Origin of the sequence: Rothia mucilaginosa, assembly GCF_049990865.1 — a bacterium.
Lineage (GTDB): Bacteria > Actinomycetota > Actinomycetes > Actinomycetales > Micrococcaceae > Rothia > Rothia mucilaginosa_I.
In genome coordinates this window covers 714321-737821 of the sequence record NZ_CP188231.1, presented here as the reverse complement: position 1 = coordinate 737821, position 23501 = coordinate 714321, and the positions used below count along the sequence as shown (strand labels likewise).

Here is a 23501-nt window from a genome sequence, read left to right as displayed (position 1 = left end):
GTCTTTGTGTGTGCGGCCCACCCCTTTCCTTATGCTCTGGCTACACCCCAGCTACGCCCCGACACAGCAGTCCACAGAGTGAAATTCGCAATGCCCCGGCGTGTCGCACACCTAAAATTTTTCGCAAAAATTTGAGCCCAATAAATGCACCGACAAGCCCCAAAACAAAACAGTTCCCCAGAAGACCCCAAATTACTGTGCACTATGTGAAAGTTATATCTCGCAGGATGATGCGCAAAAAACATTGCGCACAGCGGTGCAAGTACCGTAGGCTGTTAGCTGTGTCCACCGGTTGTCACAGCAACGGTTGATATACCCCAAACAATCAACTACCCGCATATTCGCTCGTAAGCCCGCACACACAAGGCTACATCGACACACTCACTCGAATACAGGCAAAATCATGAAGAAACTCCAGACTGCCGCGCGCTCCGCGGCAGCCCGCTCTATCGTGGCGTCCGCAGGTGCACTCGCCCTGGTCGCTGCATCCTTCACCTCCGTTCCCGCCGCATTTGCCGCTCCCACCATGAGCGCAGCCGCAGAGGTCAACCCCAACGCATCCTACGAAGAGCTCAGCTACGCTCCCGCCCCGGATGCGTCCCTGGTCGAACGCTCCAACCCCGCCATGGGCGCGGGTGAACGCGAACGCCTGGGCACCGCGAACGCGCGCACCGGCGCCACCTCCCCCGCTTCTACCGCGACCCTGAGTGGTATTTCTGCAAGCGGTATTTCTGCAACCCAGAGCTCCGCGCAGGGTCTGGCTTCCGGTCAGGCACTGGCACAAGGCCGCTCCGCGTGGGCTCCCTCCGGCGGTACCCTCGGCATGGACGTCTCCTCGCACCAGCAGAACGTGGACTGGGCGAGCGCCTACGCCGCTGGTTCCCGCTTCGCCTATGTGAAGGCGACCGAGGGTGGCTACTACACCAACCCCTACTTCGCTCAGCAGTACAACGGCTCGGCACGGGTCGGCATGGTGCGCGGCGCCTACCACTTTGCGAACCCCCGTACCTCTTCGGGTGCCGATCAGGCGCGCTACTTCGTGCAGAACGGCGGCGGTTGGAGTGCCGACGGCCAGACCCTACCGGGCCTGCTGGACATCGAATTCAACCCCTACCCGGCCTACGGCAACACCTGCTACAACATGACCCCGGCGCAGCTGACCGCCTGGACCCGTGACTTTGTGGACACCTATCGTTCGCTGACCGGTCGCGCCCCGATGGTGTACACTGCAACCTCCTGGTGGTCGCAGTGCGTGGGTTCGCCGCAGTTCGGTACTCTGCTACTGCACTTGGCAAGCTACTCGACCGTGGTCGGTGCAATTCCGGCGGGTTGGAGCGGCTACGACATTTGGCAGTTCACCGACTCCGGCCCGTTCGTGGGTGACTCGAACTTCTTCCCCGGCACCGTGAACGATCTGAAGGTTCTGGCGAAGAACCCCAACGCGGTACACCGCAATTGGGCGAACGGTCAGGATTCGAATGTGGTGACCACTGCGACCGGCTCGATTGATATTCGTACCGGCATCGGTGGCTTCTGGAATAAGAACCGCGCCTTCTACGGCAACCCGATTGGCACCGAATACTCTTTGGGTCACGGCGTGTACGCGCAGAAGTTCACCAACGGTAAGACCATCTACTGGACGAACTCCCACGGCTCGCACTGGCTGGTCACCAACGGCGGCCTGGACCAGAAGTTCCGCTCCGACGTGGCACGATTCCGCGGCCTGACCACCAACGAGGAAACCCGATCCGACACCATGGCGGTCTCCTTCGCCAACGGTGAGGGCGGCTACTGGTCTGCCGCTACCGGCACCCACATCATCAACGAGCGCGGTGACATTTATTGGACCTGGCGCAAAGCAGGCATGAGGGGCGCCCCCACCACCGATGAACAGAACCTGGGTAACGGCCTCATCAAGCAGGAATTCACCGGCAGCACCACCTACGTGTGGTCCGCACAGACCGGCACCCACCGCCTACACACCGGCGGCGCGTTCTACCACCGCTTCCTGCAGCACCGCAGTACCTGGGGTGCCCCGGTGACCGACGAAACCGCCACCTCCACGGGTGCTCAGGTGCGATTCGCCTCCGGCAAGGTACTGCTCTGGTCGGATGCGTACGGTGCGTACGAGACCAACGGTAACGGCGCAATCTTCAAGCATTGGGAGAAGAACACCGCCCGCTACGGTGCGGCACGCGGCGACGAAACCTATGTAAACGGCGTGTACTACATGGATTTTGAGCGCGGCACGATCCGCTGGACCGCACGGCGTGGCATCTACTAAGCAGCGTGGCATCTAGCCAACGATAAAACGCGCATAGGAAAACGAGGGGCACCTGGCAGAGGTGCCCCTCGTTCTTTTGCTGCAGGGCGCATCTTCTGAACAACACAAAAATCAAGATGCGTTCTGTAGCGGGTGGGTTACCGAGTGAGTAGAGAACCCGGCTATGTTACCCGTGCCGGCAGGTAAATTTATGTCGAGGCGGTGCGCCGCCGCGAAGCGTTATTGCGGAATTGTCCAAGAATTTCGGATTAGTGTGGCGGACATAGTCCCCATTGACTATGTCCGTGGGGCCCACACTAATCTTGTGAGACCTCTTCCGAAGGTGTCTAGAGGGGCGCCTAACCGGAAGTAGGACTCAACGGTGAATAACGGCACGGTACGAAGATGCTGAAATTCACCCGGGTATAACGTTCCGGGAGAAGGAATCGATATCTAGGAGGGCCGAAACCTTCACACGTTACATCCCGTTACATCAAGGGTATGTGCAAGGGTGTTCAAAACCTATCTCTTCGACAAATATTACGCCTCAACCAGTGGTTGAATGTTTACAATTCAAGCATGCATTTTAAGGTCTTTAGATGTCAAATAAGATGCTCTATTGAACTAATTTAGCGGGAATTTTGATATATTTCCGCGGATATTTCAAAATAAATTCCCGCGTATATTACGTTTAGGTACCTAGTACTCACAGGGGTTTTCAGTCCCTTACGATAACGGCTCTCAAAAACCCGCAGCTATAAACCCGTATCTATAAACCGGGGCCCTAAAACGCCGCATTAAAACACTAAGGCGCACCCCGCGTCGTATGCACAGCAGAAAGAGTACCCCTACTCCCTCGCCACACGGGATGCGCCCTAGGCGTTATAACCATCGAAACTACCGGCAAGACCCCAGCCGAGTGAGACCTTGAAGCCCTACCGGGCGCCTCGAATCATCCGCCAGCTTAGAGGCTAGCGAAGTCCAGAACCATACGGCCGGTAATCTTACCTGCCGCCATTTCCTCGAAGACAGCCGGTGCCTCGTCAACCTCACGCAGCTGAACCACCGGAACCACGATGCCGTCAGCACCGAACTGGAACGCCTCCGCCAGATCCTGACGGGTGCCCACCAGGGAGCCCACCACGCGGATGCCGTCCAGAATAATCTTCACAATGGACAGCTCCATCATCTCCGAGGGCAGACCAACAGCCACCACGGAACCGCCCGCACGAACCGACTCAACAGCCTGGTTGAATGCAACCTTCGACACTGCGGTCACCACAGCAGCGTGAGCGCCACCGCCGGTCAGCTCGCGAATACGAGCCGGAACGTCCTCAACCTCACGGCCGTTGATGACGTGGTCAGCGCCGGTCTCACGAGCCAGAGCCAGCTTGTCATCGTTGATGTCAACAGCGATAACCTTGGCGCCGAAAACCTTCTTAGCGTACTGAACAGCCAGGTTACCCAGACCGCCAGCACCGTAAGCAACCAGCCACTGACCCGGGCGGACCAGCGACTCCTTGATTGCCTTGTAGGTGGTCACACCAGCGCAGGTAATGGAGCTAGCCTGCGCCGGGTCAAGGCCCTCGGGAACCTTCACAGCGTAATCAGCGGTCACCAGGGTGTACTCGCTCATGCCGCCGTCAACCGAGTAGCCTGCGTTCTTCACCGAACGGCACAGGGTCTCACGACCCGAGGTGCAGTACTCACAGTGGCCGCAGCCCTCGAAGAACCAAGCCACCGACACGCGGTCACCTTCCTTCAGGGACTCAACACCCTCGCCAACCTTGACGACACGGCCGATACCCTCGTGGCCCAGAATACGGCCCGGAACCTCACCGAAGTCACCGGAAGCCACGTGCAGGTCAGTGTGGCACACGCCCGAGTACTCAATCTTCACGAGCGCCTGGCCGTGACCGACAGCCGGAACGGGAACCTCACGGACAACAACCGAACCGTCAACCTTCTCAGGGACAACAACAGCCTTCATGGTTTCCTTGCACATGATCTAAACTCCTTAGTCATCGGTGGCCGCGCTCAAACCGCAATCTGCAAGCCGCAATCTGTAAGCCGCAATCTGCGCTGTGCAACCTAGCGGGGTGGGCGCGCGTATTCTTTACATCTCCACCGTAAAATGATGAGCCGCCAATCTAAAGGTTCACCCCCGAATATGACAGAGGGGTTATTTAGGGGTCGGCACGCGAGCGAGGATGAGCTTTCGATAAGGTCTATTCCGACCAATGCGCTAAACCGCCAAAGGTTGATATGACGCTATGACGAACCGACACAGAAGATGAGAATGCCTCCCAAACCAGCGGTCTGGGAGGCATTCAGAAAAAATTTAAATATTAAGTTTGAGGCGCATACCACCCTAAAGAAAGGGTTCAATCTGCACCTATACGATTCCTACAGGCTCATAGCAGCTCTAGAAGCTCGCAGCCGCCGCCTAGAAGCCGTCTAGAAGCAGAAAGCAACCTCAATATAGCCGGCACCGCGCTCACCCGGACCATTCGGAGCGTTCAACGCCCAACCCAGATCCATGATGCGCACCGTAGAATCCATGAACGTACCGCCGCCAGCACCACCGCCAGCCAGCTGCACCGAACCCACCGCATAGCGGGCACGAGCCGAATCATTATTCCACTTCTGCGACACCACACGAGCCGAAACGCTCAACGCAGCGCCGGAGCCGCCGCCGCCATAACCGGCGCCACCGCCTCCAGAAACCACCGACTGGTAGCCGTTAAACAGCTCGCCAGCGTTCGACGGGCGGTTATCGACACCCTCCGGAGTCTGATCCCACTGGTACGAATAGCTCGCCACACCATCGGCGCCCTTCGCACGGAAACCGCTCGCACCCGCCGCACCGGCAGTCGCAGTGCTCACCAGCTTCTGAGTGGAGGTGCTCGAAAAACCAATCACCGGGCCGTCAGCAGTCGGCGGGTTCAGCTTCTCGCCGCCAGCGCCTCCCACACCACCGGCAGCGCCCGAACCCGGGTTCACCGTCAAAATCGGATTAGACTGCGCCTCGTACGAGGTGAAACCAACAAAACCGGGCGAACCGTCACCGTCACCCGAACCAGCGCCACCACCGGTGCTGAACTGGTGCTCACCGCCGGAGCTATCCAGCGAATAGTGCGCGGTCGGGCGCACAGCACCCGCATTCGCGGGGTTCGGCAGAACCGTCGCATACGACGCCAGCACACCGGCACCGCCACCACCACCGGCAACAATCATCGGCACGCCATCCACCTCAATAGCGGAGGAACCACCACCGGACGCCGAATACAGCACAGCGCTCATGCCGCCGCGACCGGTCACACCGCCAGAAATGCGGGTCAAATCGTTAATTGCAGAAACAACATTCGCGGGAACCGGCGAAGAAGCCTTCGAGGAGCCACCCACACCGTAGCCGTCGCCGCCCTCAGCAGGGTTCAGCTCGCCATTACCGATACCGCCCGAACCGGCAGTCAACCTAATAGTCTGGCCGCCGCGCACAGCCATAGAACCCTCCACCATGGCGCCGGAACCGGCATCAGCCACAGTGTAGTTCGTGCCGCCAGCACCGCCCACAGCGGTAAAACGCATACGCTTAGCGCCCGCAGGAACCGTCAGCACGGCAACCTTCTTCACGCCGTCACCGGCAGTGATCATCGTCGAATCCTCGTAAGGGCCGGTGCACTCGCCTTCCTCATCAGAAGCCGCATACGCCGGAATCACCGACGACGCCACAACGACCGGGGTAGCCCACGCCGCACCAGCCACCAGGCGGCGGCGCGACAGACCTGCACGAGAAGAAGGAGAAACGGCGCGCGAAAAATCGCCGGAAGAAGAGCTCACGATAAAATCCTGTACGTTGAGTGGGTGTTTCTAAACGCAGACGAGGCAGACATCACCACTCGAAGAGCCTCATACTCCTTACGCGGATGCCCACCACATGCAATACCTCTATTATGCCTTCTCAGCGGCCTAAATCCATGCATGGCGCTACCGCATACCAGCCTATGAATTCTGCATACGCTTGGAAGAACGCCAGAGTGGAGAAGCAGGTACAAAAAACCGCCGGACGGGGGTTCTTCCCCATCCGGCGGTTTTCTATGAATTTAGATGAAAGCTAGGAGCCCTTTGTCTAGGAGTCCTTCGCCTGGGAGTCCTTCGTCGAAGACTCAGAAGAGTCAGAATCCTCGGCGGGCTCTGCCTTCTCGGCTGCCTTCTCGGATGCCTTCTCCTCAGCGTCCTCTGCAGACTCATCTGCGGCAGGCTTCGGAGCGAACTCCGCAGGAGCCGGCTCAATACCCGCAGCAACCTTCGCCGCCGCACGACGACCAGCCACCACAAAACCAGCAGCACCCAGCAGAACCAACAGCAGAGCAGTCCACACGTGAATACGAACGCCCCAGAGCATCTCCGAGGTATCAATACGCAAGAACATCTCAATGAAGAGGCGACCCACACCGTAGTAGAACACGTACAGCCACAGGGTCTGACCCAGCTTCAGCACGCCCTTACGGCCCAGCCACAGCAGCAACGCCACACCCAGCAGGTTCCACAGCGACTCGTACAGGAATGTCGGATGGAACAGCGTACCCGCCGGATACTGGGTCGGGAAATTACCGCTCGAAGCGCTAATCTCCAGGCCCCACGGCAGAGTCGTCGGCTTGCCGAACAGCTCCTGGTTGAACCAGTTACCCCAGCGACCAAACGCCTGAGCCAGCAGAATACCCGGCGCTACCGCATCCGCAAAGGCAGGGAAATTAATCCCGTAGCGGCGGCAACCATACCAGGCACCCAACGCACCAACCGACACGGCACCCATAATGCCGATGCCGCCCTCCCAAATCTTCAGGAAAGCCCACGGATCAGCAACATTCGGACCGAAATAGCTACCCGGGTCAGTAATCAGCACGTGGTAGGCGCGGGCACCAATAATGCCCGCCGGAATAGCCCACATCGCCACATCGAAAACGCGCTCAGGGGTACCGCCCGCCGCCTTCCAACGGCGAGAACCCAGCCACAAGCACACCGCCATACCCGCAAGAATGCACAGGGCATAGAAATGCACACGGAACGGGCCCAGCTGCAGGTACGAAACGCTCGGTGACGGAATCGACGCCAGCACGTTAGCTACCGGCACGCTCGCCAGCGACAGTACATCAGACATTAGCCTTCACGCCCCGCCAGCTCACGGGTCAGCTTAGCCACCGCCTCAACACCGCCAGAAGCCAAAGCCTTCACCAGCGCGGTACCGACAATCACGCCGTCCGCATACTCGCCAATCTCCTCAACGTGGGCACGAGTCGAAACACCCAGACCCACGCACGCACGAGGCGCACCGGCAGCCTTAATGTCCGCAACCAGGGTGCGAGCCGCCTCCGACACGGAGGTGCGGGCACCGGTCACGCCCATCACCGACACGGCGTACACGAAACCGCTCGACGCCTTCGCAATGGTCGACAGACGCTCCGGCGAAGAAGACAGAGCAGCCAAGAAAATACGATCCAGACCGTACTCGTCAGAAGCCTCAAACCACGCCGACGCCTCATCAGGCACCAGGTCCGGGGTGATCATGCCCGCGCCACCGGCAGCCGCCAAATCACGCGCAAAATTCTTCACACCGTACGCCAGAACCGGGTTCCAGTACGTCATCACGACAACCACCGCGTCGGTCGCCTCGGTAATACGGCGGACCGCTTCAAACAGCTGAGGAAGCTTGAAACCGTTCTCCAGCGCCACGCCGGTCGCCTTCTGAATCACCGGACCATCCATGACCGGGTCGGAGTAGGGAACGCCCAGCTCAATAATGTCCGCGCCGTTATTGCCCAGAGCAATCGCCGCGTCAATCGACTCATCCAGGGTCGGGAAGCCCACCGGCAGGTAGCCAATCAGCGCCGCACGGCCCTGCTTCTCGCACTCAGCCAGACGAGCCGCCAGAGGCGAATCGGGGTTAGTAGTCGGGAACGTACCGTCCAACACCTCAAAGGGTGCCGCCTGAGAAATAGCGTCCTGGTAGCTCATTACTTAGCCTCACTTTCAGCCTGTGCGTTCTGTGCAGCGGATGCGGCAGCTTCCTTATTACCGGTCATCAGGGTCGAGGACGGAATCGCCTTACCCAGACCGAACCACTTCAGCGCGGTCTCCATGTCCTTATCGCCACGACCGGACAGGCAGACAATCATCGTCTTCTCGCGTGCCGCCTCCGGATCCTCAGCAGCCCAACGCTGGCACACGCGCAACGCACCCGCCAGAGCGTGCGAGGACTCAATCGCCGGAATAATACCCTCGGTACGGCAGAGCAGACGCAGAGCGTCCATCGCCTCGGTGTCAGTCACCGGCTCGTAGGTCACGCGACCAATATCGGACAGGTAGGAGTGCTCCGGACCCACACCCGGGTAATCCAGACCGGCAGAAATCGAGTGGGACTCAATGGTCTGACCGTCTTCATCCTGCATCAGGTAGGTCATCGCGCCGTGCAGCATGCCCGGGCGGCCCAGAGTAATGGTCGCCGCGTGACGACCGGTCTCCACGCCGTCGCCGCCAGCCTCAAAACCGTAAATCTCAACCGAAGAATCGTCCAAGAACGCGTGGAACAGGCCAATCGCGTTTGAACCGCCACCCACGCAGGCAGCAATACCATCGGGCAGGCGGCCAGTCTCGGCAAGAATCTGCTCGCGCGCCTCCTCACCGATAGCATCGTGGAAGAAACGCACCATCGCCGGGAACGGATGCGCACCAGCGGCAGTACCCAGCAGGTAGTGGGTGTTCTCAACGTTCGAAACCCAGTCGCGCAGCGCCTCATTAATGGCGTCCTTGAGGGTGCGGGAACCGTTCTGAACCGCAATCACCTTCGCGCCCAACAGCTGCATACGAGCCACGTTCAGCGCCTGACGCTCAGTGTCTTCCTCACCCATGTAGACCACGCACTCCATGCCGAAGAGCGCAGCCGCGGTCGCAGTCGCAACACCGTGCTGACCCGCACCAGTCTCAGCAATCAGACGGGTCTTACCCATACGCTTAGCCAGCAGAGCCTGACCAATCACGTTATTAATCTTGTGGCTACCGGTGTGGTTCAGGTCCTCACGCTTGAGGAACACACGCGCACCAGCGTGCCCAGAGAACTTCGGAACCTCAGTCAGTAGCGACGGACGGTTCGAATACTCAGCAGAAAGACGCTGGAACTCAGCAATGAACTCGGGGTCGTTCTTCGCCTCGTTAAAGGTTGCCTCCAGCTCATCCATGGCGGCAATCAGCGACTCGGGCATCCACCGCCCGCCGTACTCACCAAAATAGGGGCCGGGGGCATTCTTCAACGACTCGCCGTTGAGGAAAGCATCTGCCAGGTTCTCGCTCATCACTATTCCTTCCCTGGATGGTTGCCGCCGGATGCGCGCCGCGGGTAGGGCGGGGCATCAGGCCTGATCACAGCGAAACACCACGCCAACCGCGGGTAGGGCGGGGCGGCGTTCGCACATATCCCCCTATAGTACCCGGGTGCAGGCGGTGAACAGTACCCTGGGGTGCACATGACCATTCCTAGGACATGTGACGTTCGCCCGGGTGGGTGCATTTGGCAGGGTCGGGGACGCGCAGGTTGAGGTGCGCGCGGCGAGCTACAGCAGCTCGCGCAGCTCCTCCATCTGCTGAGAAAGCACCGTCGACACGCCACCGCGCATCGACACCCCGTACAGGGTCTCCGCAATCTGCATCGTGCGCTTCTGATGCGTAATCACAATCAGCTGCGAACGCTCCCCCAGCTCACCAATCACCTGCAGCAGGCGCGACAGGTTGCGGTCATCCAGCGCCGCCTCAACCTCGTCCAGGGCGTAGAACGGCGAAGGGCGAGACATATAAATCGCAATCAACAGCGCCAGCGAAGCGAGCGAACGCTCACCGCCGGAGAGCAGCGACAGGCGCTTCACCTTCTTACCCGCCGGGCGCGCGTGAATCTCCACACCCGAATTCAACGGATCGGACGGGTCGTCCAGCTCCAGGTGGCCCTCGCCTCCCGGGAAGAGGGTCTCAAAGATGCGGCGGTAGTGGGTGTTAATATCCTCCAGCGCGGCGGTGAAGACCTCGGCGATGTGGGAGCTCACCTCGTCCATGACCGTGTTGAGGTCGCGGCGGGTCGCCTTCAAATCCTCAATCTGCTGGTTCAGGTAGGCGTGGCGTTCAGAAAGCGCTTCGTACTCCTCCAGCGCCAGCGGGTTAATGGCGCCCAGCGCCTCCAGTTCGGCGCGGGTCGCCTTGAGGCGAGCGCGCACGCTCTCGGTGGAGGCTTCAGCGGTCTCTGATGCCGTTTCAGTAGCGGTATGTTCGGTAGCAGTATTTTCGGAGACGGCGTTTTCGACCGTCTCCCCTGCGGGCACGTCAACCGGCAGCTGCTCGGAGTACTCCTCTTCCAGCTGCTCCAGGGTCAAACCGGTCACCAGGCGGGCACGCTCAGCCAGCGCCTGCACACGCTCCTGCACGCGCACCGCCTCCGTCTGGGTGCGCGCCAGCAGGGTCAGCGCCGCCGCGTGCGCCGCCTGTAGGTCCTGCACCTCATCATTGGTGCTGGTCAGACCCTCCTGGGCGTTCTTCAGGGCGGTACTCAGCTCGTGCAGCTGTTGCTCACGCTCGCTCACCTGCTCGGCAAGCACCTCACCCAAACGCTGGGCGCGGCGCTCAATGGTCGCCGCGGGCGCCTGCTCCCCCGTGCCCGCCAGGTAGGAATCCTCGCGGGTGCGCGCCGACTCGTAGGCGACGCGCGCCTGCGCCACGGATTCCTCCGCGGCGGCAAGGCGCTCGTTCAGGCGGGCGCGCTCATTCTGAATGTTCTGCGCGGAGACTTCCAGGGACTCCGCCTGGGCGCGGGCGCGGGCATGCTCGGCGCTCGCCACGCCCGCCGCCTTCGCTGCCTCGCGTTCTGCTTCAACCGCTGCCTCTGCCGCGGTCTGAGCCTGCTGAACGGCCTGCTCGGCCTCGTCCAGTTCGGCGCGGGTGCGGGTCACGACCTGGGATGCGGCGCGGTATGCGGCGGCAAGTTCCAGGGGGCTGGCGCCCTCAGCCGGGTAGAGCAGGCTGTAGCGGGTGTGTTCGGTGCCCGCGGGGTCAAAAATACGCCAGATAGCGCGCTGACCTGCGTCTACATTCTTGGCGAGCAGGTGCAGGGCGTGCTCTGCGGAGGCGGTATCCGGCGCGAATAGCACGCCCGCCAGGCGCTCACTCAGCGCCGCGGTCACGCGAGCCAGGGCGTGCTCGTCGATGCCGGCGAGCGCGGCGGCATCCTCGCTGAGCGGTTCGATGATCTCGGTTGCGGGGCGGATACCCAGCTCGCGCAGCTCGGCGGCGCAGGATTCGGGCAGTTCTGTTGAAAGTTCCTTCGCGGCAGACTCGCTACTTTCGTCACCCTTATCACCGCGCAGATGCGATGCCTCGGCACCCTCAACCGGCACGCTCAACGCCGCGGTCGCCAGCGAGGTCAGCGCCGCAGATGCCGCGCGCGCATACTCGGGGTCAATCTGCACGGCATCCAGCACGCGCAGCAGGCTCGCGCCCTTGCTCGAAGAATCCATGAGCTCGCCGGTCTCGGGGTCGAACACCGCCTCGGCGGATTCAGCGCCCGGCTCGGCGGGTGACTCCCCCATGCTCTGGCCCAGCGCCTCACGCAGGGTTGCGGCACGCTCAGCCGCCGCCGCGTAGGCGCGGGTCGCCTCCACCGCAGCGGCGCGGGCGGCATCCAGCTGAGCCTGCGCGCGGACACGAGACTGCGCCGCCTCACCCGAGGCACGCTCAGTCTGCGCCACCTCGGATGCCGCCTTCTCAACGTTCTTCAGCGCCGCATCGTAGCGCTCCTCAAAGCTGGCGTAGCTTTCCACCGCGCGCTCTGCCTCTTCGCGGCGCTCCTCCAGCAGTTCCAGGGCGCGTTCGTATCCGGCGCGGGCGGCTGCGGTCGCCTCGGTCAGTTCCACACGGTAGGTGCGCACGCGCGCGGCGGCGATAGACTGCACGGTGCGCACGCGCGCGGCGGACTCGCGCAGGGTCGACACGGCTTTCTGGCAGGCGGTGACCTCGGTGTTCAGGCGGTTCTGCTCCTGCTGATGCTTCGCGGACGCCGCACGCGCCGCCTCCAGCTGTTCTTTCAGGGTTTCGGCGCGGCGGGTACCTTCCGCTTCGGAGGCGAGAGCCTGCGCCTGCTCAGCCTGCAGAACACCCAGCTGACGAGCCAAAAGTACCGCCTCCAGCTGGCGGATGCGCGCCTGCAGTTGGCGTGCGGTCGCGGCGGATTCCGCCTGCTCGCTCAGCGGTTGCAGCTGCGAATCCAGCTCGGCAACCAGGTCGCTCAGACGGGTCACATTCGATGCCACAGACTCCAGCTTGCGGCTGGTCTTCTCCTGGCGGCGGCGGTACTTGACCACGCCTGCCGCCTGCTCGATCATGTCGCGGCGCTGCTGGGCGGTAGCGTGCAGGACCGCGTCCAGCTGGCCCTGGCCGACGAGCACGTGCATCTGCTGCCCCAGACCCGCCTCCGAGAGCAGGTCCTGAATATCGGCAAGGCGCGCCGGGGAACCGTTAATCTCGTACTCGCTGCCGCCGGAGCGGAACATGGTGCGCGAAATCTGCACCCGATCAGCGGGAATACTGAAGGTGCCGTCAGAATTGTCGAAAGTCAGGGTGACTTTGGCGCGACCCAGAGGCGCACGCTGGGCACCGTCGCCCGAACCAGCCTCGCCGGAGCCGGCAAAAATGACGTCCTTCATGCTGCCGCCGCGCAGACTCTTAGCACCCTGCTCACCCATCACCCAGGCGAGCGCATCCAGCACATTGGACTTGCCGGAGCCGTTGGGTCCAACCACCGCGTTAATGCCGGGGGTGAACTCAAAAGTGGTGGCGGAGGCGAAAGACTTGAACCCGCGCAGGGTCAGCGACATCAGGTGCACAAGGGGCCTTTCTGCAAAAGAATCTGGTGTGTGCCGGGCACGTTCTGTGGTGCGTGGCGGCATCCCTCTAGTGTACGCGGTGCGGTGGGCGGGCGGCGTTAGCGTGCACGAAGCAAATGGGACTCAAAGTTCCTCATTGTGCACCATCTTACGCGCCGGGTGAACGGGGGCGTTCATATTGGGTCTACGGATACGGGTTCGCCCGACCTGTGCGGTAGATTGGAATGAGCATCACAAATTCTGCGGGGCCGCTGTGCGTTTCCCCGCCGTCTTTGCATCCCACTGACTTCTATTTTCAAGGGCCACACCATTGTTGAATGCACCCGCCGAGAAGGTCGGCACAAACTCTGACATTCGCCACGCTAATGCAGCTCTACTGTCCATTACCCATGAGCTGCCTCCGGAGGTCGTCACGAGCGACTACTTCGATGAGCAGCTGGCCCAAACCTACAAGCGTCTGCGCATGCCCAAGGGCCTGCTGGAGCGTCTTGCCGGCATTAGTACTCGCCGCGGCTGGGCTGAGGGCCAGACCTTCGAGGACGGCGTGGTTGCCGCAGCTGAGAAGGCTATTGCGGAGGCGGGCATTGACCGTTCCCAGATTGGCCTGCTGATTAACGCTTCGGTGACTCGCGATAACTTTGAGCCCGCCGTTTCGGTGGGTGTGCACGACCGCCTGGAGTTGCCGCGTCACGCACTGAACTTCGATATTACGAACGCCTGCCTGGGCTTTGTGAACGCGATGACTGTCGCCTCCACCATGATTGATGCGGGCGCTATCGACTACGCCCTGATTGTGGCTGGCGAGGACCCCTCCCCGTGGCACCGTACCGCGGTGCGCATCCTGAACAACCCCGATTCGACCCGCGAGGATGTGCTGGCGCAGTTCGCGACCCTGACCCTCGGTTCGGGTGCGGCGGCGGCTGTGATTGGTCGCGCTGACCGTCACCCGGAGGGTCACCGCATTGTCGGTTCGGTGTCCCGCGCGGGCACTGAGCACCGTAACCTGTGCATCGGTGGCGAGGCGGATCAGGGCATGAACACTGACGCCGAGGGCCTGCTCAAGTACGGCCTGGAGCTGGTGGCGCAGGCGTGGGAGCAGGCGCATCAGGACGGCTGGGAGTGGAACGACATGACCTCCTACGTGACTCACCAGATTTCTAACGCCCACACGAACGCCATTATTGAGGCGGTCGGTATTGAGCGTGAGCGCATCCCCATGACTTTCCCGAAGTGGGGCAATGTAGCTGCCGCGGCGCTGCCGATGACCCTGGCCGAGTGCGCCCCCACCTATAGGGAGGGCGACCGTATTCTGTGCATGGGTGTGGGTTCGGGCCTGAACACCGCCCTGCTCGAGATTCAGTGGTAGCCCGTTAGCCGGCAGCTCTTAACCTTGTAGCCCATAGTCGCTGCCCTTAACCGGCAGTCCTTTAGCCATAGTGCGGTAGACATTCACCGATTCGATCCGGAAGGATTCCCCCAGCATGCGCCATTTGAATTTCCCTAAGGCTCAGCCTCCCTACAATCCGGAGGAATGGGCGGGCGTGAACCCGCGCTACTCCCACCTTCTGGAGGTGCCCACCACCGCCCCCATTGAGCAGCGGGCGCAGCAGGCTGGCGCGCGCCGCTGGCACTACCTGGATAACCTTCCGGTGCTGGTCGAGCAGGGTTTGGAGCCGATTGGCACGATCCTGTGCGTGCACGGTAACCCGACCTGGTCGTACCTGTGGCGTACCGTGCTGGATGCGGGCGTGAATGAGCGCGCCCCGTGGCGTGTGGTTGCGGTTGATCAGATTGATATGGGTTATTCGGAGCGCACCCACCTGGATTTGGAGGGTGAGCGCCGCACCCTGACCGACCGTATCGCTGACCTGGGTGATTTCACGAAGGCGCTGGGTCTGGATGAGACCGATAAGCCGCTCGTGACCCTCGCCCATGACTGGGGTGGGCTGGTGTCCTTTGGTTGGGCGCTGGAGCATCGTGAGATTCTTTCGGGCGTAATGCTGACGAACACCGCGGTCTACCATGACGGCATTGAGAATATCCCTGCCGCCCTGCGCCTGGCGTTGGGTGTGCACGAGTGGGGTACTCACGATTCGACCGCGTTTATTGATGTGACCCTGGGTTTGGCTCAGAATGAGGGCCGTCTGCCCGCGCCGGGTTCTGCCGGTGCCGGGGCGCTTGATGGTGCCCTGCCGCAGCCGGTGGGTCAGCAGCCTAAGCGCCTGTACCCGAGCCCGCTCAACGAGGCGATTTACCGTACGTACCGTGCGCCGTACGCTCATTCGGCGTGGCGTGAGGGTGTGCGTAATTTTGTGGGCGATATTCCGACCGGCGCCGATGTTCCTTCCTACGCCCCGATGCAGCGTATTGCCGAGCGGATCCGTGACCTGGATGTGCCCGCGTTTTTCCAGTGGGGCACGAAGGACCCGGTGTTCCAGCGCCGCTACCTGTTTGATCTGATGGAGCGCATGCCGCAGGCGAAGGTGCACCGCTACGAGAAGGCATCGCACCTGGTCATTGAGGATTACGATATTGCCACCCCCATGATGTCGTGGCTTGCGCAGACCTTTGGCACGCTGGAGGATGGCGTGCTGGTGCCGCCGCGTAATGCGGAGGCGGAGCATCGTGCCGCCCGCGCGCGCCGCCACGGTCTGGTGCAGAGTGGCGAAACGTTCCGCCCCATGCTTGCGGCCCTCACCGAACGCGCCGACGACACCTCCACCGCCGTGGTGGATATGGATCCCAAGGGTGACGGCACCTCCGTGTCCGTGACCCTGACCTGGGCTGAGCTGAACCAGCAGGTCAACGCCGCCGCGACCCGCCTGCACGCCCTGGGTGTGCGTCCGGGTGACCGCGTGAACCTGATGGTGCCTCCGGGTGCCCGCCTGACCACCCTGATTTACGCCTGCATGAAGCTGGGCGCGGTCATTGTGGTGGCTGATACCGGTCTGGGCATTCCGGGTCTGACTCGCGCATTGAAGGGCGCTAACCCGAGCTTCCTGGTGGGTATTCCCGCCGCGCTCAGTGCCGCCCGTACCCTGCTGTGGCCGGGTGTGCGTATTTCTGTGGAGCCGCTGGGTTCGGTGCAGGAGAAGCTGCTGGGCGTTGCCGGTTCGGTGTTTACCGCGCCCGCCGCTGACGGCACTCCGGGTGCGCCGGTGCCCACCCCGACCGTGGTAGAGTTCCCCTCCCCCGTGCCGGAGGCTGATGCGGCGGTGCTGTACACCTCCGGTTCGACCGGCCCGGCGAAGGGTGTCGTGTACACGCAGCGTCAGCTGGCGGGTATGCGTGATGCCATTGCGAATACGTACGGTTTTGCGCCCGGTAGCGGCCTGGTGGCTGGCTTCGCGCCGTTTGCTCTGTTGGGTCCGGCGCTGGGTGCTACCAGCGTGACCCCGACGATGGATGTGACCCGCCCGAAGACCCTGACGGCTTCGGCATTGGCGTCGGCTGCGGCGGCTATTGATGCGTCGGTCGTGTTTGCTTCCCCCGCCGCCCTGGTGAATGTGGTGGCGACCGCCGACGAGCTGAACGCTGAGCAGCGTGCGGCGTTGGCCAAGGTTCAGACTGTGCTGAGCGCTGGCGCGCCGATTCCCGTGCCGCTGCTGGAGGCGCTCTCCGCCCTGGTGCCGAACGCCTCCCTGCATACCCCGTACGGCATGACCGAGGGTCTGCCCGTGACCGATGTGTCTTTCGAGATGATTCGCCAGGCGATTGCTGAGGGTACCCCGAATGCTGCCGGTGAGGTGCTTGACCCGTTCGCCCGTGACGGCGTGTGCGTTGGTTTCGCGGTGTACGGTGCGGCGGTGGCTATTGCGCCTCTGCTGCAGGACGGTTCGGTGGCGGATGAGCTGACCCATGAGCCGGGTGTGACCGGTGAGATTCTGGTGTCGGCGCCGCATGTGAAGGACCGCTACGATACCCTGTGGGTGACTGAGGAGCAGTCCATTAGCACTCCGGGTTGGCATCATACCGGTGACGTCGGCCACTTGGATGCTTCGGGTCGCCTGTGGGTTGAGGGTCGCCTCGCGCACGTGCTGCTGACTTCGCAGGGCGTGCTGACCCCGGTTGCGGCTGAGCAGTCCGCCGAGTCCCTGCCCGAGGTGCGCCGCGCCGCCCTGGTCGCAGTGGGCCCTGCAGGTACCGCCGCCCCGGTGCTGGTCATTGAGGCGTCCGCGAATACTGCCGCTTTGGAGGCGCGCCAGTCGGCATCGGGTCTCAAGCGTGCCCTGCTCGATCGCGTGCCCGGCGCTCGCCGCTTCCCCATTGCGGAGGGTGTGGCGCCCTTCGAGCTCTCGCAGCTGGTACGTCAGAAGGTTGCCGAGGATACCGGCGTGGAGCTTGCCGCGGTGCTGGTGGTGCACGAGCATCCGACCGATATTCGCCACAATTCGAAGATTGACCGCCCCGCCCTGGGTGAGTGGGCGTCGAAGGTCCTTGCGGGGGCGTAAGCGCCTGCCGGATCCCTAAGTCTAAGGAGTATGATGTCCCCTCATTCTTCGCGTGAGTCCTCTTCCCACGAGTCTGTACCCCGCTTGTCTGCGTCCCGCCCGTCTGGTCACCGCTTGTCGACCTCGCATGCGGTGACTTCCCCGACGGCTCGGTTCCGCAAGCCGGCGCAGCCGCTGGCGGCGCGCTACACCGACCCCGCCCCGCGTTCGCTACGCCCGGTTGAGGAGCCTGATTTCGCGCCGCGTATTGGCGAGCGCATCCTCTTTACCGGTGCGAGCGGCCTGTTGGGTCGTGAGAGCGTGCTGGCGTTGCTGCGTGCCGGCTATGATGTGCGCGTTTTTCAGCGTGGTGATTCGGGTATTGCGGCGCTTCTGCCCGATTCGATTCGCCCCCGTTTTGAGCAGGTGCGCGGCGATATTACGAACGCGCAGGCTGTGGACCTGGCGATAACCGGCGTGAACGGCGTGGTGCATGCCGCGGCGAAGGTTTCGGTCAGCGGCGAGTGGGCTGACTATGAGCGCATCAACATTGAGGGCACCCGCACCCTGCTACAGGCGGCGCTGAACCATTCGGTGGGTTCGTTCCTGTACATTTCGTCGCCGTCGGTGGCTCATGCCGGTGCGGCGATTGTGGGCGATGGTGCCGGCGTGGCGTCCCCGGAGCATGCGCGCGGTAACTACGCTCGTTCGAAGGCTGCCGCTGAGCTCCTGGCGCTGGAGGCAAACGGCACCACACTGCCCGGTGGCGGGGTGTTGCGCGTGGGTGCGTTGCGTCCTCACATCATGTGGGGTCCGGGCGATACCCAGCTGGTCGAGCGTATTCTGGAACGTTCCGCCGCGGGTCGCCTGCCGCTGCTCTCCGGCGGTACGGGCCTGATTGATACGCTCTACATTGATAACGCCGCGGATGCGCTGGTGCGCGGCTATCAGCGCCTCGATGCTTTTGCGGGTCAGGCGCTGGTGGTGACGAACGGTCAGCCGCGCACTATCGCTGAGCTGCTCGGTGGTTTCTGTGAGGCGGTGGGCGTTCCCGCCCCGCGTTTCTCGGTTCCGGCGAAGGTTGCGGCACTGGCGGGTAAAGTCATTGAGCGCGTGTGGGAGCGTCTGCCGAAGAACGTGACCGCCGGTGATGAGCCGCCGATGACGGAGTTCCTCGCCGAGCAGCTGTCGACCGCGCACTGGTTTGATCAGCGCCGCACCCGCGAGCTTCTGCAGTGGGAGCCCTCGGTGTCGATTGAGGAAGGCTACGAGCGTCTGGGCTTGTTCTACGGCGACAAATACAGCCGCTAAGCGCTTCTTTTCGGGGTGGCTCCCCCGCCCCTGGTTTCAACGAATGAAGCTTAAACGAATACGGTTTAAACGAATGACGGCGTAGCTACATCCCCCCTCCTGGGAGGAACGTAGCTACGCCGTCACGTGCATATCTAGCGTGAGTTTGCGCCTATCGTAAGCTCTTACCTATCGTAAGCTCTTACCTATCGTAAGCTCTTACCTATCGAGAGCCCTTAACTGATCGAGCACCTTGACCTATCGAGCACGTGGGGCCCGTTGGCAGTGCGGGCAACGGTAGGACGAGCGGTTCTGGAACGGTTCACGCACCATCAGGGAGGTGCGGCCCGCCTCCGCGCAACGGTGGCAGGGTTCCCCGGCACGACCGTAGGCGTTCAGTGAGCGCTCAAAGTAGCCCGATTCGCCGAGCACGTTCACGTACAGGGCGTCGAAGCTTGTGCCGCCAGCCGCCAGGGATTCGCGTAGCACCTGGGTGACCGCCTCCAGCAGTTCGCGGGTTTGGGCAGCGCTGAGGGTGCGTGCGGGCTTCGCGTAGTGTAGTCGCGCCCGCCACAGCGCCTCGTCGGCGTAGATATTGCCCACCCCGGAGATGACCGACTGGTCCAGCAGCACCTTCTTAATGCCGCTGGAGGTGCGCAGGAACTTGCGGCGCACCGCCGCGGGGTCAAAGAACTCGTCCAGCGGGTCGCGGGCAATGTGCTTGACCGCCTCGGGCACGAGAAAACGCTCCGGTACCAGAAAATGCTCCGGTACTTCACCCGGCGCTGCTTCACCCGGTGCTACTTCGTCCACTGCAACCGATGCGGGTACGTCCGGTACCAGCGGGCTGAGGAACATGCCACCGAAGATGCGCTGATCCACAAAGAGCAAGCGCTGCCCAGCGCTTGCCCGATTGGCGCTCGCCGCACTCTCCGAATTTCCAGCCGGTCCTAGCTCGAGCGCCACGCGCAGGTGCCGCGGCTGCTCATCAAACGCCGCACGAGCCTCCGAATCATTACCCGGGTCACTACCAGATTCGCCGCCCGGCTCATCGCGCACGAGCAGCTGACCGCTCATGCCCAGATGCACCACGAGCGCCTCGTCGGCAAGCGTGCCGTCCGCCTCGCTCAGGGTCAGCCACAGGTACTTGCCGCGGCGGTAGGCACCGCGCAGCACCCTGCCGGTGAGTGCCGCCTCAAAGTGGGCGGGACCGGGCAGGTGCCTGCGCAGCGAACGGGCATCGACCACGCGCACCGCCCGCACGGGACGGCCCAACGAATGGTCGGCTAGACCTGCGCGGACGGTTTCTACCTCGGGCAGTTCGGGCATGAATTACCACCTCAACGGGATTGCAGGATCAAGAGCCCCGCAGAGTTAGCAGACCTGCAGGATGATTGAATGAGCCTAAACCAGAACGCGGTACGCCTGCTCAGCGGCAAGGCGCTCCGCCTCCTTCTTGCTCGGACCCACACCGGTACCGGCCTGCTGGTTCGCCACAATAGCGACCGCAGTGTACACGCGCGCGTGATCGGGGCCCTCGCCGGTGACCTCATAGCGCACGTCTCCCCAACCGCGGGCGGTGGCGAGGTTCAGCAGCTCGGTCTTCCAGTCGCGTCCAGAGTTCAGGACCTTCTCATCATCGAGCAGCGGCGCAATCAGGCGCAGCACCAAGTCACGAGCCGCCTCGCGACCGCACTCCAGGTAGGTCAGGCCGAAAATCGCCTCCATGGTGTCGGCAAGGATCGAGTCCTTATCGGCGCCGCCGGTGTGAATCTCGCCCTTACCGAGCAGGATGTACCGGCCCAAATCCAGGTCGCGCGCCACCTTCGCCAACGCCACCGTAGACACCACCACGTGGTGCAGCTTCACGAGCTCACCCTCGGGCAGGTCGGGGTAGCGTCGGTACACTTCTTCAGCAATTGCCAGGGAAAGCACCGAATCGCCCAGGAACTCCAGGCGCTCGTTATGCTCCACCCCGGGGTTCTCGAAGGCGTAGGAACGGTGCGTTAGGGATAGCAAAAACGTCTCGGCGTCGATATCGACCCCGAGACGTTTACGCAACTCCCTAGTATCAACACTAGGAAATTCAAACATAAGGATTCACCGCTTCTTAGGCGTCTGCAACCTTACGGCCCTTGTACTCCAGGAACAGGGCGTTGCCTGCAGCGTCGGTTACAACCTTTGCCTGGTGGGGCAGGCTGTAGGTCACGCGACCGTTTTCAACGGTCTTAACCAGCTGGGGCACGGATGCCTTCCACTGGGAACGGCGTGCGCGGGTGTTAGCGCGGGACATCTTGCGCTTGGGAACAGCCACAGCTATCTCACAATCTCTAGTAACAACAATTTAGTTTTCGGTATCTGCACCGAGCAGGCCCTGTAGGGCCGACCAGCGCGGATCCAACACCTCGTGATGATGCCCGGGGTCATCCTCCAGGCGCGCACCGCAATCGGCGCACAGACCCTGGCAGGTGTCCCTGCAAACAGGCTGGAACGGCAGTTGAAGGATTACTGCGTCCCGCAGAGCCGGTTCAAGGTCGATGGAATCATCCTCAACGGCGTACTGCTCATCTACTTCATCTTCGGGGCCGCCAGCCGGGGCCTTCTCAAAGACGAAAAGCTCTTGAATATTGGCCGACATCTCGTAATCAATCGGATCCAAGCAAAGGCTACACTCGCCGTGTACATCCACAACAACGGAGCCGGTTACTAGGATACCATCAACAACAGACTCCATACGAATATCGAGGTCAATATCCGAACCCTCTTCCACGCCGATGAGCGTGTTACCCAGGTCTGCCGGTGCGGGCAGAACCTCAGTGAGAGTTTCCATGGTGCCGGGGCGGTGAATCAGGTTAGTGACTGATACAACCAGCGGCGATGCGTCTGCACGTGAAATGGCGTTTCTCCTTACGAAATGTATAAACCAAAGTCCCATTTTAGGGGTGGTTCGCACCGTTAATCAAGATTAAGCGCCTTTTAAATCTCTTTAAGTGGCGCTCACCTCTTAAATATCCCCTTAAGGAGGCGCCGCGCGGTACTTAACCGGCCGGTCGGGCTACTCCACAGGTAGTTAAGCGCCCGGTCGGCGGTACAGTTTGCCCAGTCAGTGGCAGTTTGCCTTGCCTGTTGAGTGTGTCAGGCATGCCGGGCGTGTCGGGTGGGTGCACACACGGGTTGCCCGGGTTGCTCGGGTTGTCCGGGTTGATGAGGCGTTTTAGGCGTTTTTCAGGGCGCGGGCGACCGCCTCCGGCACGAAGGGAGTCACGTCACCACCCAGCGACGCCACCTCACGAATAATCGTGGACGACACCGCACCGTAGCGGTCCTCACCCGCCAAGAACACCGTCTCAACCTGTGCCAGATGGCGGTTCATGCTCGCCATCGGAGCCTCATAGCTGTAGTCCGTCGCCGAACGCAGACCCTTCACCAGCACCTTAGCGCCACGCTCCGCCGCGTACTCGGCAAGCAGCACGCCCGGCGGAATCGGCTCCACGCTCACACCCTCAATGCCGAGCTCCTGCAGGGACTCACGCACCAGCTGCACGCGCTCCTCCAGGGAGAAGCGATACTTCTTGGAGCTATTGTGCGCCACGCCCACAATCACCTCGTCAAAGAGCTGAGCGGCGCGGGCAATGATTTCCAGGTGGCCGTGGTGCACGGGGTCAAAAGATCCGGGGCAGAGGGCAATCATGGCGGTCCCTTCACGAATAAATATCAGACGTTGGAATGAGTAGATGCGGGCGAATTTAGGATGCGGGATAGCGGCATGCGGGCGAGCGCAGGCTGAGGGGGAAAGATGAGGCAGAAAGGCTAGGGGCGCGGTGAGATGAGGCGGCAAACTTAGGCGGCGAGCTCTTCAGCCTCCTTGCCGGATTCGTTGCCGGGCTCGTCGCTGGATTCGTCACCCGTCTGTTCCTCCACCTCGTCAGGCTCCACGTAGTAGAGAACCGTCTCGCCGTGCTGACGGGTCGAAAAACAGTACAGGCCCTCGCCCCACACCGGCTCCGCATCTCGCGAAGAACGCTCCACCACGACCACGGCGCCCTCGGCAAGCTTGGGGGTGAGCGCCTCCAGTAGCTCGGTGACCTGCTCGTTCGGCATGGCGTAGGGCGGGTCAACAAACACCAGGTCCCACGGACCGGAGGCGGACTTCACGTAGGTCAGCGCCTGAGACTGCTGCACGCGCGCCGCAGAACCGGTAGCGCCAGAAGAACCAGAGCCGTTGCGGCCCATCGCCTTCTCCACCGCGGCAACGTTCTTGCGAATCACCGCAACAGCCTTCGGGTAGGTGTCCAGCAGAGTCACGGAGGCGGCACCGCGCGATAGCGCCTCACAGCCGAGCGCGCCCGAGCCGCCAAAGGCGTCCAGCACGCGGGCGCCACGAATAATGTCGTAGCTCTCCAGCTTGGAGAAGAGGGATTCCTTCACCCGGTCGGTGGTGGGGCGAGTATTATCCCCCGGAACCGAGGCAAGGCGAACGCCTCCGGCGGCACCGGAAATAATACGGCTCATAGGGTCTCTCCTCTTAACTAGTGCGGTGTGTTGAAGTCACGGTTTCAGCGGGTGGTGGGTAGGCAGCGGGCAGGGCGGGCGGCGTGTTCT

Annotated in this window: 16 protein-coding genes; 4 read left to right on the top strand and 12 right to left on the bottom strand. The window is 62.2% G+C overall.

What is annotated here, in order from left to right; all coding sequences use genetic code 11:
* Window positions 1-403 precede the first annotated feature (403 nt).
* Window positions 404-2284 (top strand): GH25 family lysozyme, encoded by a 1881-nt coding sequence (locus ACP3RB_RS02980; RefSeq protein WP_426699394.1) that lies wholly within the window; start codon window positions 404-406, stop codon window positions 2282-2284.
* 943 nt (window positions 2285-3227) lie between these two features.
* Here the strand turns inward: ACP3RB_RS02980 and adhP are convergent.
* The 6 genes from adhP to ACP3RB_RS02950 form a co-directional block, all read right to left on the bottom strand.
* Window positions 3228-4268 carry an alcohol dehydrogenase AdhP gene (gene adhP / locus ACP3RB_RS02975; protein WP_012903352.1) on the bottom strand — a complete coding sequence of 347 codons (1041 nt, stop codon included), beginning with the start codon at window positions 4266-4268 and terminating at the stop codon, window positions 3228-3230.
* Between the two features lie 452 nt (window positions 4269-4720).
* Window positions 4721-6103 (bottom strand): phosphoenolpyruvate synthase, encoded by a 1383-nt coding sequence (locus tag ACP3RB_RS02970; protein WP_426699393.1) that lies wholly within the window; start codon window positions 6101-6103, stop codon window positions 4721-4723.
* 289 nt (window positions 6104-6392) lie between these two features.
* Window positions 6393-7424 (bottom strand): prolipoprotein diacylglyceryl transferase, encoded by a 1032-nt coding sequence (gene lgt / locus ACP3RB_RS02965; protein WP_426699392.1) that lies wholly within the window; start codon window positions 7422-7424, stop codon window positions 6393-6395.
* Window positions 7424-8278 carry a tryptophan synthase subunit alpha gene (trpA, locus tag ACP3RB_RS02960; protein ID WP_426699391.1) on the bottom strand — a complete coding sequence of 285 codons (855 nt, stop codon included), beginning with the start codon at window positions 8276-8278 and terminating at the stop codon, window positions 7424-7426. The genes lgt and trpA overlap by 1 nt, the downstream gene beginning before the upstream one ends.
* A complete protein-coding gene (trpB, locus tag ACP3RB_RS02955; RefSeq protein WP_426699390.1) occupies window positions 8278-9612 on the bottom strand; it encodes a tryptophan synthase subunit beta in 1335 nt (444 codons plus the stop codon). Before trpB ends, trpA begins: the two co-directional genes overlap by 1 nt.
* A 258-nt stretch (window positions 9613-9870) precedes the next feature.
* Window positions 9871-13179, bottom strand: a complete 3309-nt coding sequence (locus tag ACP3RB_RS02950) for a chromosome segregation SMC family protein (RefSeq protein ID WP_426699389.1) — start codon at window positions 13177-13179, stop codon at window positions 9871-9873.
* A 310-nt stretch (window positions 13180-13489) separates the two neighbouring features.
* Here ACP3RB_RS02950 and ACP3RB_RS02945 point away from each other — a divergent pair, with 310 nt between their 5' ends.
* From ACP3RB_RS02945 to ACP3RB_RS02935, 3 genes are all read left to right on the top strand, one after another.
* Window positions 13490-14545 carry a 3-oxoacyl-ACP synthase III gene (locus ACP3RB_RS02945; protein WP_426699388.1) on the top strand — a complete coding sequence of 352 codons (1056 nt, stop codon included), beginning with the start codon at window positions 13490-13492 and terminating at the stop codon, window positions 14543-14545.
* 115 nt (window positions 14546-14660) lie between these two features.
* Window positions 14661-17630 (top strand): alpha/beta fold hydrolase, encoded by a 2970-nt coding sequence (locus ACP3RB_RS02940; protein ID WP_426699387.1) that lies wholly within the window; start codon window positions 14661-14663, stop codon window positions 17628-17630.
* A gap of 33 nt (window positions 17631-17663) precedes the next feature.
* Window positions 17664-18920 carry an NAD-dependent epimerase/dehydratase family protein gene (locus ACP3RB_RS02935; protein WP_426699562.1) on the top strand — a complete coding sequence of 419 codons (1257 nt, stop codon included), beginning with the start codon at window positions 17664-17666 and terminating at the stop codon, window positions 18918-18920.
* 237 nt (window positions 18921-19157) lie between these two features.
* Here the strand turns inward: ACP3RB_RS02935 and mutM are convergent, their stop codons facing one another.
* The 6 genes from mutM to rsmD form a co-directional block, all read right to left on the bottom strand.
* Window positions 19158-20228: a bifunctional DNA-formamidopyrimidine glycosylase/DNA-(apurinic or apyrimidinic site) lyase gene (mutM, locus tag ACP3RB_RS02930; RefSeq protein WP_426699386.1), complete on the bottom strand. Its 1071-nt coding sequence runs from the start codon at window positions 20226-20228 to the stop codon at window positions 19158-19160.
* A gap of 75 nt (window positions 20229-20303) precedes the next feature.
* The gene (rnc, locus tag ACP3RB_RS02925) at window positions 20304-20993 is read right to left on the bottom strand and encodes a ribonuclease III (RefSeq protein ID WP_060824644.1); all 690 of its coding nucleotides are present in this window, start codon (window positions 20991-20993) and stop codon (window positions 20304-20306) included.
* Window positions 20994-21009: 16 nt separating this feature from the next.
* Window positions 21010-21213, bottom strand: coding sequence for a 50S ribosomal protein L32 (rpmF, locus tag ACP3RB_RS02920; RefSeq protein ID WP_005505656.1), 204 nt, complete (start codon window positions 21211-21213; stop codon window positions 21010-21012).
* Between the two features lie 30 nt (window positions 21214-21243).
* Entirely contained in the window at window positions 21244-21852 is a 609-nt protein-coding gene (locus tag ACP3RB_RS02915) for a YceD family protein (protein WP_426699385.1), read from the bottom strand.
* 261 nt (window positions 21853-22113) lie between these two features.
* On the bottom strand, window positions 22114-22590 hold the full coding sequence (gene coaD / locus ACP3RB_RS02910) for a pantetheine-phosphate adenylyltransferase (protein ID WP_060824643.1): 477 nt from the start codon (window positions 22588-22590) through the stop codon (window positions 22114-22116).
* A gap of 149 nt (window positions 22591-22739) precedes the next feature.
* Complete coding sequence (gene rsmD / locus ACP3RB_RS02905; protein WP_426699384.1) at window positions 22740-23411, bottom strand: 16S rRNA (guanine(966)-N(2))-methyltransferase RsmD; 672 nt, start codon at window positions 23409-23411, stop codon at window positions 22740-22742.
* Between the last annotated feature and the right edge of the window lie 90 nt (window positions 23412-23501).

Coding starts and splice junctions, on each gene's coding strand:
- ACP3RB_RS02980 (WP_426699394.1), top strand. CDS start 404: ATGAAGAAACTCCAGACTGCCGCGCGCTCCGCGGCAGCCCGCTCTATC.
- adhP (WP_012903352.1), bottom strand. CDS start 4,268: ATGTGCAAGGAAACCATGAAGGCTGTTGTTGTCCCTGAGAAGGTTGAC.
- lgt (WP_426699392.1), bottom strand. CDS start 7,424: ATGTCTGATGTACTGTCGCTGGCGAGCGTGCCGGTAGCTAACGTGCTG.
- trpA (WP_426699391.1), bottom strand. CDS start 8,278: ATGAGCTACCAGGACGCTATTTCTCAGGCGGCACCCTTTGAGGTGTTG.
- trpB (WP_426699390.1), bottom strand. CDS start 9,612: ATGAGCGAGAACCTGGCAGATGCTTTCCTCAACGGCGAGTCGTTGAAG.
- ACP3RB_RS02940 (WP_426699387.1), top strand. CDS start 14,661: ATGCGCCATTTGAATTTCCCTAAGGCTCAGCCTCCCTACAATCCGGAG.
- ACP3RB_RS02935 (WP_426699562.1), top strand. CDS start 17,664: ATGTCCCCTCATTCTTCGCGTGAGTCCTCTTCCCACGAGTCTGTACCC.
- mutM (WP_426699386.1), bottom strand. CDS start 20,228: ATGCCCGAACTGCCCGAGGTAGAAACCGTCCGCGCAGGTCTAGCCGAC.
- rnc (WP_060824644.1), bottom strand. CDS start 20,993: ATGTTTGAATTTCCTAGTGTTGATACTAGGGAGTTGCGTAAACGTCTC.
- coaD (WP_060824643.1), bottom strand. CDS start 22,590: ATGATTGCCCTCTGCCCCGGATCTTTTGACCCCGTGCACCACGGCCAC.
- rsmD (WP_426699384.1), bottom strand. CDS start 23,411: ATGAGCCGTATTATTTCCGGTGCCGCCGGAGGCGTTCGCCTTGCCTCG.